The organism is Halorubrum aquaticum (assembly GCF_900113615.1).
GTDB classification, from domain to species: Archaea; Halobacteriota; Halobacteria; order Halobacteriales; family Haloferacaceae; genus Halorubrum; species Halorubrum aquaticum.
This window is the reverse complement of record NZ_FOPZ01000002.1, coordinates 100,897-115,271: the sequence shown is the minus strand read 5'-3', so window position 1 is coordinate 115,271 and position 14,375 is coordinate 100,897. Positions and strand designations below refer to the sequence as shown.

Sequence of the window (14,375 nt, the reverse complement as noted above, 5' to 3'; positions counted from 1 at the left end):
GGGGACCGTCTTCGGCGTCTCCGGCGTCCCCGGGATCTCCGGAATCTCCGGCGTCTCGGGGACGGTGGTGGCCGGAAGCGGCGTGGGGTTCGGCGATCCGCGCGCCGCGGCGATCACGCTCGTCACGTTCGCGGTCCTCGCCACGGTCGTCTCGGCGACGGGCGCGCTCCTCTACCGGTGGTACTTCCGGACCGAGATCCCGGAGGGCGTCGCGGTCCTGCTCGGCGTCTCCATCGTCGCGTTGTACCTCAACACCACGTCGCTCGGGGTGCTCGTCAGCGCGGAGACCGCCGAGCTGCTCACCGTCGAGGCCGTCGTCTTCAACGTGACCGCGCTCGCGCTCGCGGCCGTCGTCTCCCCGGTCGGCAGGTACGCGGGGGACCGGCTCGCCGTCGACGTCTTCGCGCTGTCGGGGATGAAGGGCATCGAGGGGGAGATGAGCCGGTTCGTCAGGAGCGTGGGCCGGGTGACGCCCGTGACGCTGCCGGCCCCCGAGGACATCGAGGACATGGACACCTACGAGCCGGTGTCTCCGGAGAAGAAGGCCGAGATGGCCGACCGGACGCTGGTGTTCGGTCGCGGCCTCACGGTCGAAGCGCTCCGCGAGCGACTCATCGAGCGGGTGAAGACGGACTACGGGGTCGGCTACGTCGACGTCGACGTCGCCGAGGACGGCACGCTCGAGTACTTCGCGGTCGGTTCGCGGGTGACCGGACTCGGCCCGACGCTCGCGCCCGGGCGGGTCGCGGTCGCGCTCTCCGCGGATCCCCCCAACAACGCCACCGCCGGCGACATGGTCCAGATCTGGCGGGCGGAGCCCGAGCCGGACCGCGTCGCGACCGGGGAGCTGCGGGGCGTCGTCGGCGACGTCGCCACGGTCGCGCTCGACGAGTCGGACGCCGAGAAGCTCTCGCTCGAGGGGGGCTACCGGCTGGTGACGCTCCCAGCGGAGCCGCAGGCGGACCGCGAGTTCGCCTCGCTGCTCCGCAACGCCGACGAGACGATGGCGACGGTGACCGTCGAGGACGGGAGCGAACTCGTCGGCACGACCGTCGGCGAGGTGAGCGCGGTCGTCGCCGCGGTCCGGCCCGGCGAGGGGTCGGTCCAGCCGATACCGCGACGGGCGTACGCGTTCGCGGCCGGCGACACCGCGTTTCTCGTCGGACGACCGGACGCGATCCGGCGGTTCGAGGCGGACGCGAAACGCGTCGAGGACGACGGAACCGGGGACGGCGGTCCTGCCTCCGGACCGGACTCCACGGCCGACGACGACGCGGTGGACGCCGAGAGCGGTTCGGCGAGCGAGGACGTGACACAACGCTAATGACGCGGCCCCCCGGGGATCACGTATGGAGTGGAAGCTGTTCGCGGACCTCGCAGAGATCGCCGGCGACCGCGTCGTCGCGGTCGATACCGATCCGGGCGAGACGGTCGGAGACGCCCTCGGGGACCTGCTCGAGGCACACCCGGGACTTCGTGACCGCGTCCTCGACGACGGCGAGGTGGCGGACCACATCAACGTGCTCCGCAACGGGAGCAACGTCCATCACGACGACGGGATGGAGACGAGACTCGAGGCCGGCGACGAGCTCGCGCTGTTCCCGCCGGTGAGCGGCGGGTAGGGGGTCTCACCGGCGGACGGCGTTCGGCCTCGACCAGCCTCGCCGAGGCCGATCGGTCGTTTCAAACGGTCGCGCGTCGCAGTGACGGACATGAGCGACGACCACGAAGCGGACGTGGACGACGAGGGGGACGCGGCGGAACGCGACGACCACCCCCACCGCGAGGAGTTCCACGAGGACCCGGTCGGACACGCGCGCGTCGAGGGGGGGATGACCGTCGGCGAGCTCCTCGAGACGTACGGCGAGGCGGGGATCGGCGCGGCCGACGTCCACGAGGCCGGCGACGTGCTCGCGGAGATGTTCGGGAACGACGACTGTACGGTCTTCCTCTCGCTCGCGGGCGCGATGGTCCCCGCGGGGATGCGCGGGATCGTCTCGGAGCTGATCCGCGACGGCTACGTCGACGCGCTGGTGACGACGGGCGCGAACCTCACCCACGACACGATCGAGGCGATCGGCGGGAAACACCACCACGGCCGCACGCACGACCCCGAGAAGACGGCCCGGGAACACGACGAGGGCCTCCGCGAGGAGGGCGTCGACCGCATCTACAACGTGTACCTCCCACAGGAGCACTTCGCCGAGTTCGAGGGACACCTCCGCGAGGAGGTGTTCCCGGCGCTCGAGGGCGAGGGATCGGTATCGATCGCGGAGCTGTGTGCGGAGCTGGGTCGGGCGAACGCCGCGGTGAACGAACGCGAGGGGGTCGCCGAGGACGCCGGCGTCGCCGCCGCGGCCTACGAGTCGGACGTCCCCGTCTACTGTCCGGCCGTCCAGGACTCCGTGTTGGGCCTCCAGGCGTGGATGTACGCCCAGACGGGCGACTTCACGCTCGACGCGCTCGCCGACATGACGCCGCTCACGGACCTCGCGTTCGAGGCCGACGACGCGGGCTGTCTGCTCGTCGGCGGCGGCGTCCCGAAGAACTTCACGCTCCAGACGATGCTCGTCACGCCGCGGGCGTACGACTACGCGGTCCAGGTCACGATGGACCCGCCCTCGACCGGCGGGCTCTCGGGGGCGACCCTCGAGGAGGCTCGCTCGTGGGGCAAACTGGAGACGGACGCGCGAAACGCCTCCGTCTACGGCGACGCGACGGTGATGCTGCCGCTTCTGGTGGCCGCCGCCCGCGAGCGGGTGGAGTGACCCGCGGCGGGCCGTAATTAGATGTAATTAAATTTTTGTGGGCGGGCGGACTCGTCCGGCACATGAGCGAGTACACGACGATATCGCTGCGCAAGGAGTTCGTCGCGGACGTCGAGGAGTACATCGAGGACGAGCCGTTCGGCTCGGTGAAGGAGTTCGTGAAACACGTCGTCGTCCGGGAGATGGAGTCGGACGACGAGATCGGCGAGGCGGAGGCGAAGCAGATCGCCCGAAAGCTCCGCGAGTTGGGGTACATGGAGTGACCCGAACGCTCGAGGAACGCCCGACGGCGTTCTCCGAGGGACTCTCGCGGGCCGACCTGATCCTCGTCTGTATGCCGCTCCTGTTCCTCGGGGGCTACGGCGTCGGCGCGCTTGCGTTCGAGGGCTGGCCCGCCGCCACCGCGACCGCCTCGACCGCCTGTGTGCCCTTGATGCTCGAGGGCCTCTTCGTGAACCCGCCCGAGGACGGGTGAGTGCGGATCGTCGTTTCCGCCGGATCGAGCGGGCGTCGATCGGTCACTCCCGCGCGTCGATCCCGACGGCCTCCGCAAGCAACTCGTGTGACCGCAGCGCGTCCTCGTGGTCGGGAACAACGTGTTGGATCATCACCTCGTCGACGCCGACGCGGTCGGCGAGCTGGGACAGCAGGCCGTCGATCGTCTCCGGACCGCCGGAGATCGCCCGCGGCCACTCGCCGGGGTCGAGCGTTTCCGGAGTCGGCTCGGGAGCGCCGCCCAGTTCGTCCACCGCCTCCTCGACCGACGGCGTCGACCCGATCACGCCGCGTTGCATCCGTTTGTAGGTCGCCTCCGCGGGCGCGCGCCGTCGGGCCGCGGCCGCGTCGGTCTCGCCCGCGACGGCGTTGACCGCGAGCATCCCCTGCGGCTCGTCGGGGCCGTCGGTCAACTCGGAGGGCTCGAAGTGTTCGCGGTACGTCTCGAAGGCGGACTCGGCGTGGCCGGGACGGATGAACGCCGCGAAGCAGTACCGCGCGCCGAGCTTTCCGGCGATCTCCGCGCTCGACGGGCTCGACCCGAGCACCCAGGGGACGGGCGGAGCCGCCCCGGATCGGGGAACCTCGAGGTCGGCGTACGCGTGGTCCGCGGGGAAGGCGTCGTACAGGTGGCTGATGACCGCACGGATCTTCTCGGTGTGGTCGCCGTCCGGATCCGCGACCCGTCGATCGGTGCCGAGCGCGCGGTCGGCCGCGGGCGACCCGTTGGCTCGACCCAGCCCGGCGTCGATCCGCCCCGGGGCGAGCCCGTCGAGCGCGCCGAAGACCTCGGCGACCTTGAACGGGCTGTAGTGGTTGAGGAGGACGGCCCCCGACCCGATCCGGATCGAGTCCGTGGCGGCGGCGAGCCGTCCGAGGACCACCTCCGGGGTCGTTCCCGCGAGCCGGTCGCCCATCCCGTGGTGTTCGGCGACCCAGAACCGCGAGTAGCCGAGTCGCTCCGCTCGCTCGGCGGTCTCGACGGTGTCGGCGTAGGCGTCGGCGGCGGTCCCGCCCTCGGGGATGGGCGAGAGGTCGACGATGGACAGGTCCATGTCCGGACTCGGAGGCTCCCGCCGTTAACGGTTGGGCTCGCGGCGGGCTCGGTGGGTGATCCGGGACGACGACGAGGCGTTCGAGACGGCGGATCGAGGCGGAGCGGGGGCTAACGGGGAGGTGGATCGAGACGGAGAAGCGGCGAAACCTCAGTTGTCGCCGGCCTTCGACTGCCAGGCGTAGTCGCGGCGCTTCGCGGACTTCCCGAACCCGCACGAGGAGCACCGCTCCTTCGTGAGGTGGTAGGACTTCTCGCCGCAGCGGCGGCACTTCACGTGAACCGTCTTGTTCTTTTTCCCCTGAGAGGGCGTACCGGAGCCGGTCATGCTTTGATGGAAACGACGTTATCGCCGCGTATAATCGTTGTGTCTTCGATCGCGACCGCGAACTCGCCGTCGAGATCGCCCTCGACGCGGTCGTTTACGCCCTCCTCGGGTTCGATGACGACGTTCATGTGCTGGTCGTAGCCGGCCAGAATTCCGTAGTAGGTCGTACCGTCCTTGAGGTGTACCGTCACCGGATCCTCGAGCGACGCTTCGAGCACGTCGAGGGGTCGTCCACTCATTGTCCCTACCGCCTCCCGTCGCACTATTAAAAATACCGGGAGGCGGACGGTTCCGACGGAACGCGAGGCGTCCGAGCCGGGTTTTCGCTCCGTTCCCGCGCTGCGCCGTCGAACCCGGACGTTTTTAACACGCCGCGGTGTATCGGCGGACACCACACTCCCGCGGGACACGGTGAGCCGACGCCGGCTCGGCCGTAGCGGGGCCTTCACCGACACGCGGTTAGACGCCGGGGCTGACGGCTCCTTTGCGGGGAATCAGTGATAGAGCGCCGGAAGGCGGCGTTCGAGAACACACACCATGGAAATCGAAATCGCGACAATCGGCGGATACGAAGAGGTCGGTCGACAGATGACGGCGGTCCGTGCGGGCGAGGACATCGTCATCTTCGACATGGGCCTGAACCTCAGTAAGGTCCTCATCCACGACAACGTGGAGACCGAGAAGATGCACAGCCTCGATCTGATCGACATGGGAGCGATCCCGGACGACCGGATCATGAGCGACCTGGAGGGCGACGTCCAGGCGATCGTCCCGACGCACGGGCACCTCGACCACATCGCGGCGATCCCGAAGCTCGCACACCGGTACGACGCGCCGGTCGTCGCCTCCCCGTACACGATCGAGCTCGTCAAACAGCAGATCTCCGACGAGGGCAAGTTCCAGGTCGACAACGACCTCGTGAAGATGGAGGCGGGCGGCACGATGGCCATCGGCGACTCCGAGCAGGTCGAAATGGAGTTCGTCAACGTCACCCACTCGATCATCGACGCGATCAACCCGGTCCTCCACACGCCCGAGGGCGCGATCGTCTACGGGCTCGACAAGCGGATGGACCACACGCCCGTCATCGGCGACCCGATCGACATGGACCGCTTCGCCGAGATCGGCCGCCAGGACGAGGGCGTCCTCTGTTACATCGAGGACTGTACGAACGCGGGCCGGAAGGGCCGGACGCCCTCCGAGTCGGTCGCTCGCAAGCACCTCCACGACACCCTCAACTCGGTCGAGGACTACTCCGGCGGGATCGTCGCCACGACGTTCTCCTCGCACATCGCCCGGGTGAAGTCGCTCGTCGAGTTCGCCCGCGAGATCGGCCGCCAGCCCGTGCTGCTCGGCCGCTCGATGGAGAAGTACTCGGGCACCGCCGAACGGCTCGACTTCGTCGACTTCCAGGGCGACGTCGGCATGTACGGCCACCGGAAGTCCGTCGACCGCGCGTTCAAGCGGATCATGAAGGAGGGGAAGGGCAACTTCCTCCCCATCGTGACGGGCCACCAGGGCGAGCCGCGCGCGATGTTGACCCGGATGGGTCGCGGCGAGACGCCCTACGAGCTGGAGAACGGCGACAAGGTCGTCTTCAGCGCGGGGATCATCCCCGAACCGACCAACGAGGGCCAGCGGTACCAGTCCGAGCAGCTGCTCCGGATGCAGGGCGCTCGCATCTTCGACGACATCCACGTCTCCGGCCACCTCCGCGAGGAGGGCCACTACGAGATGCTCGACACGCTCCAGCCGCAGAACGTCATTCCCGGCCACCAGGACCTCAAGGGTCGCTCGCCGTACGTCGACCTCGCGAAGTCGCAGGGGTACAAGCTCGGTCGTGACCTCCACGTCACGCAGAACGGCAACACCGTCCAGATAGTCGAATGACGACCGAGACGACGGAGGCGCGGGTGCTCGACGCCATCCGCGAGCGGCGCGATCTGGTCAACGCCGCTATCGACGAGGAGTTACCCGTACAGCGCCCGGAACGGCTCTACGAGGCGTCCCGATACATCCTCGAGGCGGGCGGCAAGCGGCTCCGACCGACGGTCACGACGCTGGCGGCGGAAGCCGTCGCCGGGATCGCGCCGATGAGCGCCGACTTCCGGGAGTTCGACGCGCTCTCCGGCGAGCCCGTCGACGTCATGCGCGCGGCCGTCGCGATCGAGGTGATCCAGTCGTTCACGCTGATCCACGACGACATCATGGACGAGGACGACCTCCGGCGCGGCGTGCCGGCCGTCCACGAGAAGTACGACGTGTCGACGGCGATCCTCGCCGGCGACACGCTGTACTCGAAGGCGTTCGAGATCATGAGCGAGACCGGGGCCGACCCGGCCGACGGCCTCGAGGCGATGCGGCTTCTCGCGTCGACCTGTACGGAGATCTGCGAGGGGCAGGCCCTCGACGTCGCCTTCGAGTCCCGCGACGACATCCTTCCCGAGGAGTACCTCGAGATGGTCGAGTTGAAGACCGCCGTGTTGTACGGGGCCGCGGCCTCGACGGCGGCGGTCCTGCTCGGCGCCGACGACGAGATCGCGGACGCCCTGTATCAGTACGGGATCGACTCCGGTCGGGCCTTCCAGATCCAGGACGACGTGCTCGATCTCACCGTCCCCTCCGAGGAACTGGGCAAACAGCGCGGTTCGGACCTCGTCGAGGGCAAGGAGACGCTGATCACGCTTCACGCCCGCCAGGAGGGCGTGGACGTCGACGGGCTCGTCGACGCCGAGACGCCCGCCGAGGTGACGGAGGCGGAGGTCGACGAGGCGGTGGCCGTCCTCGAGGCGGCCGGCTCGATCGAGTACGCGCGCGAGACCGCGGCGGACCTCACCGCCCGCTCGAAGGAACACCTCCAAGTGCTGCCCGAGAGCGACTCGCGGGCGCTCCTCCGTGACCTCGCGGACTACCTCATCACGCGCGGGTACTGACCGGTCGGACGCGGAACACAAGAGAGTTGAGCGTCCCCCGGCGAGGGGACGTATGACCGACCACTTCGAGGTCCACGACCGCGACGGCGCGGCCCGGATCGGGGAGCTCCGGCTCGCCGACCCGGTGACCACGCCGGCGCTCGCGGACCCCTTCCTCGTCGACGCGGGAAGCCTCTGGACCGCCGACCGCGAGGTGCCCGAGGGCGACGAGGCGTCGCTCACCGTGTTGCCGCACCGATCGTTTCCGGCGGGGACCCGCGATGAGGTGCGCGAGTCGTTCCGGGTGGATCACCCCGCGATCGACGCGCCGACCGCCGCGGTCGTCGACGGCGAGGCCCCCCGTGACGTGGGTGCTGACGCCTACGTCCTCGCCGACGCCGCGGGGTTCGTCGGCCACGGCGAGGCGTTCCGCGACGCGGTCCTGTCGGCGAAGTCGGCGCTGCCGGCCGACACCGCGCTCCTCCTCTCCGGCGTCGCCACGCCGCTGAACGTCGCCCTCCTCGCGTACGCCGGCGTCGACCTCGTCGACGCCTCGCTCGCGCGAACGAAGGGGACGCAGGGGAGGTACCTCACCGCCGACGCCGAGCACTTCCTCGAGGACCTCGAGGAGCTCCCCTGTGCCTGTCCGGCCTGTGCGACTCCCCGCGAGGAGTTCACCCGCGCCGACTGCGCCGAGCACAACGTGAACGCGCTGGAGGCCGAACTCCGCCGCGTCCGCGAGCGGATCCGGGCGGGTCGTCTGCGGGACTACATCGAGGGACAGGCGCGTCACGAGCAGTGGCTCACCGCCGCGTTCCGCGAGTTCGACGACCAGTGGGGCTACCTCGAGGAGCGGACCCCGCTGATGCGCGACGCCGAGGTGACGGCCGCGACCGCCGAGACGCTCGACCGCGTCGAGATCCGGCGGTTCGCGGACCGCGTGACGAGCCGCTACCGGAACCGCTTTTCCGACCAGCCGCTGGTGTTGGTGCCCTGTTCGGCGACGAAGCCGTACAGCGACTCCCAGAGCCACCGGCAGTTCCACGACGCGGTGAAGTGGCGCGGCCACACAGTCTCGATGACCTCGCCGATCGGGGTCGTCCCGCAGGAGCTGGAGACGACCTACCCCGCCCAGCACTACGACTCCGTCGTCACCGGCGACTGGAGCGAGGACGAGATCGGCTTCGTCGCCGAGGTGCTCCGCCGGTATCTGACGCGCAACGACTACTCCAGGGTCGTCGCGCACGTCCCGGAACACGGCTACCGCGAGGTCTGCGAGCGCGTCGAGGCCGACCCCGGGATCGACGTCGACTTCGAGTACACCTGCGTCGACCACCCCACGACCGACGAGTCGCTCGGGGAGCTGAACGCCGCGCTCTCCGGCGAGCCCGCCTACAGCAAGCGCGAGCGCGAGCACAACACGGTCCGGGCGATCGCCGACTACCTGATCGGCGACGGCGCGGGCGACGACCTGTTCGGCGGCTCCGGGAGCGGCGCGACCGACGGAGGTGGCGACGCGATCCGGACCACGGGCCGCTATCCCAAGCTCCAGGTGTGGGGCGACGACCCGGACGCCGGCCGCGAGGGCGAGCCGGGCGCACAGCTCGCGACCATGGTCCCACAGTACGGCACGCTCTCGTTCACGCTCGAAGGGGCGCGGCGATGGGTCGAGAGCGACGCTCCCACCAAACGAGTCGAGATCGACGGGTTCGTCCCACACGGCTCCGTGCTCGCGCCGGGCGTCGTCGACGCCGACGACGGGATCCGCGTCGGCGACGAGGTCGTCATCGAGGGACCGAGGGCGTTCGCGGTCGGCCGCGCGGAGATGTCCGGACCGGAGATGGTCGAGTCGACCCGCGGCGTCGCCAGCGAGGTGCGCCACGTCGACGAGAAGTAGGGGACTGCTCCGCGGCCGAGGAGAGGTTCCGCGCTATCCGTCCGTCCGGGCGTACGTCCGCAACTCGGTCAGTCGACCCTCCTCGACGGTGAAGACGTCGACGAACGCGAACAGCTCGTCGCCGTCGGCGTCGAGGAGTCTCCCCTGGACCGCCACGCCGGTGGACCCGGCGGGCTCCGGCGGGTCGTCGCCCGCGCCGGGATCCGACTCGTACACCGCGTCGACGACGTGTTCGGTGTCGGTCATCGGCCGCTCGTCGCGCATGAACGCGACGAACCGCTCGCGTCCCTCGAGGGTTCGGTCCGGACGTTCGTGGACGAACGCCGGATCGAGGAGGTCGGCGAGCCGGCCGTAGTCGCCGGCGTCCATCGCCCCGTAGTAGGCACGGGCGGGCCGGGTCGCCCGGGTCACGACGCGAGTTCCGCGAACTCCGCGGCGGAGGTCCGCGTCCCCTTCGAGATGATCACGTCGCCGGCGCGGACGGTGGTGTCGAGGTCCGGTCCGACGAGCCACCCCTCCTCCGGGCGGCGGATCGCGAGCACGCTCGTGGCGATCTCGGTCGCGGGGACGCCGGAGGCGACCCGCGTTCCCGCGAGGTCGCTTCCCCGGCCGACTCGGGTTCGCGTGATGATCTCGTCGGACTCCTTGACGGCCATCTCGACGACGGGGTGGACGCCGATGTCGCGGATCACGCCCTCGGTGATCTCGAGGGCGGCGTCCGAGATCTCCTCGGTCGCGACCCCGAGGTGGATGAGCCCCCGGAGCGAAACCGGGTCCTCGGCCGCCTTCGCCGCCCGGAGCGTCCACGCCTCGAACCGCGACTGGAGCGCGTCGACCTCGATCTCGAGGTTGCTCACCTCCTCGGCGAGCTCCTCGTTGTCGAAAAGCACGGAGCCGTACGCCAGGTCGACGGCGAGTTCCGAGAGGTTCTTCATCAACACGATCGAGTCGACCGCGCGCTCGAGGTCGTCGATCGCGGGCTCGACGGGCTCGTCCGCCTCGAACGGCTCGCCGGTCAGGATCGGGTACGCCTCCGCGACCCCGGTCTCGGGGCCGCGGAGCAGCGTCACGTCGCCGCCGTTCAGCCGGGTCCTCGGGCCGGGGTTGAGTATCCAGTCGTCGTCCCGGCGGATCGCGATGACCCGAACGCCCGTCTTCGACTCCAGGTCGATGTCCTTCAGCGTGCGGCCGTCGTAGGGGGAGTCACCGGCGACGGTGCCGCGGACGAGCGTCTCGACGCCCTCGGTGAGCGCGCCGCGCATCGCGTCCGGGAGCCCGATCTCCTCGAGCACGATCTTCGCGATGTCGCCGGCGGCATCGGATACCTTGTCGGCGGCGCCGACGACGCCGAGCACGGGGGCGAGCGTCTCCGCCTCGTTGGGGTTTCGCGCCGCGAGCATGAGGCTCATCCGGGCGCGCATCTGGAGGACGTCCATCCGGTGTTCGAGCTCGACGACCTCGCGTGCGACCGAGGGGCTCGCGTGGAGCACCGCGGAGTACGACAGGTCGATGAGGAGCTCCGCCGTGTCCTTCATCTCCACGAGGAGGTCCTTCACGCTCGCGGGCTCGTACGACACCGTCTCCGGTGGCCTCCGCCCGTGGAATCGTCCCATATCGAATTGTCTCCGGCTCCGGGCAAAAGGCTTGTCACGGGGTCACGCGTCCGCGAGGGCGTCGCCCGCGACGTACCCGCGTTCGCCGTCGCCGTCGGCGGACCTCGAACGACCGTCGTCGACCGGAGCGGCCAGATCGACGAGGACGAGCCACCGGAGGAGCCGGTCCGCCCGGTCGCGCCAGGACCGCTCCCAGTCCGCGTCCCGCGCGCGGTCGTGGCGGGGGACGGAGTCGCGGGTGGCGTCGAAGAGCGCGTCCGCGGTCACCGGCTCCGCCGGCGACGCCGCTCGCAACGACGAGAGCGCCTCGGGAACGTGGAGGACGCCCTCGCGGAGCCCCTCGCGGACGCGTTCGGGGGTCGGCTCCGCGTCGGTTCGGACGAACCCCCGATCCGTCTCCCGGACGAGCCCGAGCGTCCGGAGGAACGCGAGCCAGTCGTTCGCGCGCTGGCGGTTCGGGAGGTCACACCGATCCCGCAGGCGGGCACAGCAGTCGTCGGTGCTCCCCGGCACGAGCGGGACCGCCCGCTGGAACTCGGTCAGCGCCGCGAGCTCCGCCGGCGGTTCGGGGACCGGCTTGAGCCGCATCAGCGGTAGCCGAACGACTCCGCGAGCAGCTCCTCGTCGGTCTCGCCGACCGTGTAGACGGGCCCGTCGACCACGTCGACGGTGACCTGTGCGGGCGCGAACACGCTCTCGGGGACCTCGTAGAAGTCCCAGCCGGCGTCCTCGAACACCTCGACGAACGGCGTCCCGTAGTCGTCGCGGACGGTGGAGACGATCTCGTCGAATCGGTCGTCGTCGCGCGCGACCTGGAGGTGGACCTCCCCGCCGTACGCCAACGCGTCGTTCGTCCGGCCCATCGCGAGGTCCTCGTCGCGGGTGACGGGCGCGATCGGCGCGCTCCCGGAGGCGTGGAGCACGTCGGTCGGCTCGTAGCCGATCTCGAGCAGGCGGAAGACCGCGAGCTCTGCCGCGCGCGCGGCGGTCGAGACCGACCCCGCCGTGGACCCGGTGGCGTACGTCGGGAGGAAGACGCCCTCGGGGTCGACCTCGGCGAGGTCGGCGACGTGCTCGGCGACCTCCTCGTCGGGCAGCGACGTGGACTCGATCGCGAGCGTAGCGAACTCCGAGGAGTCGTAGTAGCCGACGCGCTCGAACTCCGTCTCCTGTCCGACGAGCGCGCGCGCGGGCCCGGAGCCGAGCCCCTCGAAGCCGCTCTCGAACGCCAGCTCCCAACCGGCCTTCTGGGAGCACAACAGCGCGACCGCGGGGTGGTCCGTCGACAGCTCGACGTATCCGCGTGGTGCGCCGGCGACCTCGCCCATGCGCGTGTTCACGCTCGCCAGTCCGGCCGTCTGGATCTCGGTCAACAACAGGCCGGCCTCGACCCCGCCGTTGGCCTCGACGCCGAAGTCCACGACGGTCGCCCCGTTCTCCAACTCGTAGCCCGCCACGTCGAGCTCGCCCGCGAAGTCGAGCGCCTCGTCGACGAGCTCGATCGCGGTCCGGTTGATGCTCTCCATACGCCCCCTTTCGCGTCCCCACCTAAGGGGCTTGCCGGTCGCGGCCGCGGGATCGGGGCGGGTCACCCCGGGATCCGCGCCGACGGGTCCACGACGGGAATCGTTCGTATATCCCATACACGTGATGGCATTAATTTATAGTCTATAGAAAATAATAATCCAGTTATTATTTTATTCTCGAAATTAATGACGTGTCCCGTATGTCGGACCGATCCGATCCTGCGCACGACGGGGAGAACGACTCGACTGACGGCCGTCGCTTCACGCCCGACCGGCGGACGCTGCTCGGGTCCGCCGTCGCGGGAAGCGCGCTTCTCGGCGGCATCGGCGTCACCGGGGTGGCGGGACAGGGCAACGGCAAGGGGAGGGGAAAGGGTAACGAGGACGGCAACGACGGTTCGGGCGGGTTCCCGCCCGACGGGATCACCGAATACGGGCGGGCCGTGAACCTCGGGGACGGCCGAGTGCGAACGTTCACCAGCGAGACGCCGTCCGGCGAACCGAAGTATCACGGCGTCGAGTTCGACCGCGACGCGTTCGACGGCCTGCCGAAAGCGGAGGACCTCGCGGACGCCGACAACCGGGCGGAGACGGACAAGTACCGGGAGGACGGCCAGGCGGCGACCGTCCACTTCAAGGAATCGCTCCAGTTCTTCGTGCCGTTCCCGGACGCGGCGGAGACGCCGTTCACCTTCCTCGGACTCAACTGGAACCCGGGCGGCCACTTCGGCGGCAAGGGCGCGTGGTTGAAACCCCACTTCGACGTCCACTTCCACATGCTCGAGCCGGCGACGGTCGACGCCATCGAGGGACCGGGACTCCCGCCGTACGACACCGGCAACGACGAGTACACGTCGGAGGATGGATCGAATTCCGATCCTTGGGATCCGGATCCGGACGGCGAGGTTACCGAGACGAACTTCGATTTCGATCAACTCCCGGAGGGGTACGAACGCCCCCCGGCTCCCGTCGCCGACCAGCGGTACATCCGTGATATGGGCGAACACACCGCGCCGTCTGACGCTCCCGAACTCCCGGACGGCCCCGACGACGTGGGCGATCCCGATCGGTTCAGCAACACGCTCATCCAGGGGTTCGTCGGCGACGAGGAGGGGTCGCGGCTGGCGTTCGTCGAACCGATGGTCACTCTCGAGTTCCTCGAGGGCTTCGACGGAACCGAGAAGTACGACGTCCCGCAGCCGGGAGCGTACCCACACGACCTCCGACATCCACACGGCTACAGCGTTCGGGACCTCCCGTCCAAGGACGCGATCGCCGTCGTCCTCGAGGACTTCGAGGAGGTCTGACGTACCGGAAGGGAGCCCCGGGTTCCGTCACCGGAAGCCGCCGGGGCCGCCCGGCCCCGTCGGTCCCGACGGCCGCGTGCTCGGGTCGATCGTCACGAACTCGCTTTCGGGGCGCGGATCGATCTCTTTCCCCTCCTCGTAACGAACGAACGAGAGGTAGAAGGGTTCTCCGCAGCCGTCGGCGTCCTCGTCGCTATCGTCGTTCTCACCTCCGTTCTCGTGCGGATCCCAGACGACGCTGTCGCTCTCGCCGCAGACGAACCGAACGCCGTCGGCCGCGTCGTCCTCGAACGGCTCGTCGGGGGCGGCGTACGTCCAGCCCTCGAAGGGGTACGGCCGCACCGCCTTGTCCGCGAGGTAGCCCTCGCGTTCGATCTCGACGATCGTCTCACAGCGCGGACAGTGGTAGGTGACGGGGTAGCCCATACGACGGGTACGGCCGGAGGCGATAAACACCCGTCGGCGACGGGGCGGG

General features: G+C 69.7%; 17 protein-coding genes. 9 read left to right on the top strand and 8 right to left on the bottom strand.

Annotated features, from left to right (window positions below):
* Nucleotides 1–43 precede the first annotated feature (43 nt).
* The 5 genes from F3H10_RS02600 to F3H10_RS02580 all read left to right on the top strand — a co-directional run bounded on the left by F3H10_RS02600 (nt 44) and on the right by F3H10_RS02580 (nt 3,243).
* Nucleotides 44–1,324 carry a cation:proton antiporter regulatory subunit gene (locus F3H10_RS02600; RefSeq protein ID WP_223174182.1) on the top strand — a complete coding sequence of 427 codons (1,281 nt, stop codon included), beginning with the start codon at nt 44–46 and terminating at the stop codon, nt 1,322–1,324.
* Nucleotides 1,325–1,349: 25 nt separating this feature from the next.
* Nucleotides 1,350–1,622, top strand: a complete 273-nt coding sequence (locus F3H10_RS02595; protein WP_149783289.1) for a ubiquitin-like small modifier protein 1 — start codon at nt 1,350–1,352, stop codon at nt 1,620–1,622.
* A gap of 90 nt (nt 1,623–1,712) precedes the next feature.
* Complete coding sequence (locus F3H10_RS02590; protein ID WP_149783288.1) at nt 1,713–2,768, top strand: deoxyhypusine synthase; 1,056 nt, start codon at nt 1,713–1,715, stop codon at nt 2,766–2,768.
* Between the two features lie 62 nt (nt 2,769–2,830).
* The gene (locus tag F3H10_RS02585; protein ID WP_149783287.1) at nt 2,831–3,031 is read left to right on the top strand and encodes a hypothetical protein; all 201 of its coding nucleotides are present in this window, start codon (nt 2,831–2,833) and stop codon (nt 3,029–3,031) included.
* A complete protein-coding gene (locus F3H10_RS02580; protein ID WP_149783286.1) occupies nt 3,028–3,243 on the top strand; it encodes a hypothetical protein in 216 nt (71 codons plus the stop codon). The genes F3H10_RS02585 and F3H10_RS02580 overlap by 4 nt, the downstream gene beginning before the upstream one ends.
* Before the next feature lie 43 nt (nt 3,244–3,286).
* Here the strand turns inward: F3H10_RS02580 and F3H10_RS02575 are convergent, their stop codons facing one another.
* From F3H10_RS02575 to F3H10_RS02565, 3 genes are all read right to left on the bottom strand, one after another.
* Nucleotides 3,287–4,318, bottom strand: coding sequence for an LLM class flavin-dependent oxidoreductase (locus F3H10_RS02575; protein WP_149783285.1), 1,032 nt, complete (start codon nt 4,316–4,318; stop codon nt 3,287–3,289).
* Nucleotides 4,319–4,468: 150 nt separating this feature from the next.
* Complete coding sequence (locus F3H10_RS02570; protein ID WP_080505266.1) at nt 4,469–4,645, bottom strand: 50S ribosomal protein L37e; 177 nt, start codon at nt 4,643–4,645, stop codon at nt 4,469–4,471.
* Nucleotides 4,642–4,884 carry an LSM domain-containing protein gene (locus F3H10_RS02565; protein WP_149783433.1) on the bottom strand — a complete coding sequence of 81 codons (243 nt, stop codon included), beginning with the start codon at nt 4,882–4,884 and terminating at the stop codon, nt 4,642–4,644. Before F3H10_RS02565 ends, F3H10_RS02570 begins: the two co-directional genes overlap by 4 nt.
* A gap of 298 nt (nt 4,885–5,182) precedes the next feature.
* On the opposite strand from F3H10_RS02565, the gene F3H10_RS02560 reads away from it, so the two are divergent.
* Genes F3H10_RS02560 through arcS form a run of 3 tightly spaced genes read left to right on the top strand, consistent with a single transcriptional unit; the run spans nt 5,183 to nt 9,454 of the window.
* Nucleotides 5,183–6,535, top strand: a complete 1,353-nt coding sequence (locus F3H10_RS02560; protein WP_149783284.1) for a ribonuclease J — start codon at nt 5,183–5,185, stop codon at nt 6,533–6,535.
* Nucleotides 6,532–7,578, top strand: coding sequence for a geranylfarnesyl diphosphate synthase (idsA3, locus tag F3H10_RS02555; RefSeq protein ID WP_149783283.1), 1,047 nt, complete (start codon nt 6,532–6,534; stop codon nt 7,576–7,578). Before F3H10_RS02560 ends, idsA3 begins: the two co-directional genes overlap by 4 nt.
* 52 nt (nt 7,579–7,630) lie before the next feature.
* Complete coding sequence (arcS, locus tag F3H10_RS02550) at nt 7,631–9,454, top strand: archaeosine synthase subunit alpha (RefSeq protein ID WP_149783282.1); 1,824 nt, start codon at nt 7,631–7,633, stop codon at nt 9,452–9,454.
* 33 nt (nt 9,455–9,487) lie between these two features.
* Here the strand turns inward: arcS and F3H10_RS02545 are convergent, their stop codons facing one another.
* The 4 genes from F3H10_RS02545 to mch are packed head-to-tail and all read right to left on the bottom strand — an operon-like array spanning nt 9,488 to nt 12,593.
* Nucleotides 9,488–9,865 carry a nuclear transport factor 2 family protein gene (locus F3H10_RS02545; RefSeq protein ID WP_223174173.1) on the bottom strand — a complete coding sequence of 126 codons (378 nt, stop codon included), beginning with the start codon at nt 9,863–9,865 and terminating at the stop codon, nt 9,488–9,490.
* Nucleotides 9,862–11,067, bottom strand: coding sequence for a potassium channel family protein (locus F3H10_RS02540; RefSeq protein ID WP_149783281.1), 1,206 nt, complete (start codon nt 11,065–11,067; stop codon nt 9,862–9,864). Before F3H10_RS02540 ends, F3H10_RS02545 begins: the two co-directional genes overlap by 4 nt.
* Before the next feature lie 42 nt (nt 11,068–11,109).
* Nucleotides 11,110–11,655, bottom strand: coding sequence for a hypothetical protein (locus tag F3H10_RS02535; RefSeq protein WP_149783280.1), 546 nt, complete (start codon nt 11,653–11,655; stop codon nt 11,110–11,112).
* A complete protein-coding gene (gene mch, locus F3H10_RS02530) occupies nt 11,655–12,593 on the bottom strand; it encodes a methenyltetrahydromethanopterin cyclohydrolase (RefSeq protein ID WP_149783279.1) in 939 nt (312 codons plus the stop codon). Before mch ends, F3H10_RS02535 begins: the two co-directional genes overlap by 1 nt.
* Nucleotides 12,594–12,793: 200 nt before the next feature.
* On the opposite strand from mch, the gene F3H10_RS02525 reads away from it, so the two are divergent.
* Entirely contained in the window at nt 12,794–13,900 is a 1,107-nt protein-coding gene (locus tag F3H10_RS02525) for a hypothetical protein (protein ID WP_149783278.1), read from the top strand.
* Nucleotides 13,901–13,927: 27 nt separating this feature from the next.
* Here F3H10_RS02525 and F3H10_RS02520 read toward each other — a convergent pair whose 3' ends face one another.
* The gene (locus F3H10_RS02520) at nt 13,928–14,326 is read right to left on the bottom strand and encodes a hypothetical protein (RefSeq protein WP_149783277.1); all 399 of its coding nucleotides are present in this window, start codon (nt 14,324–14,326) and stop codon (nt 13,928–13,930) included.
* Nucleotides 14,327–14,375: the final 49 nt, after the last annotated feature.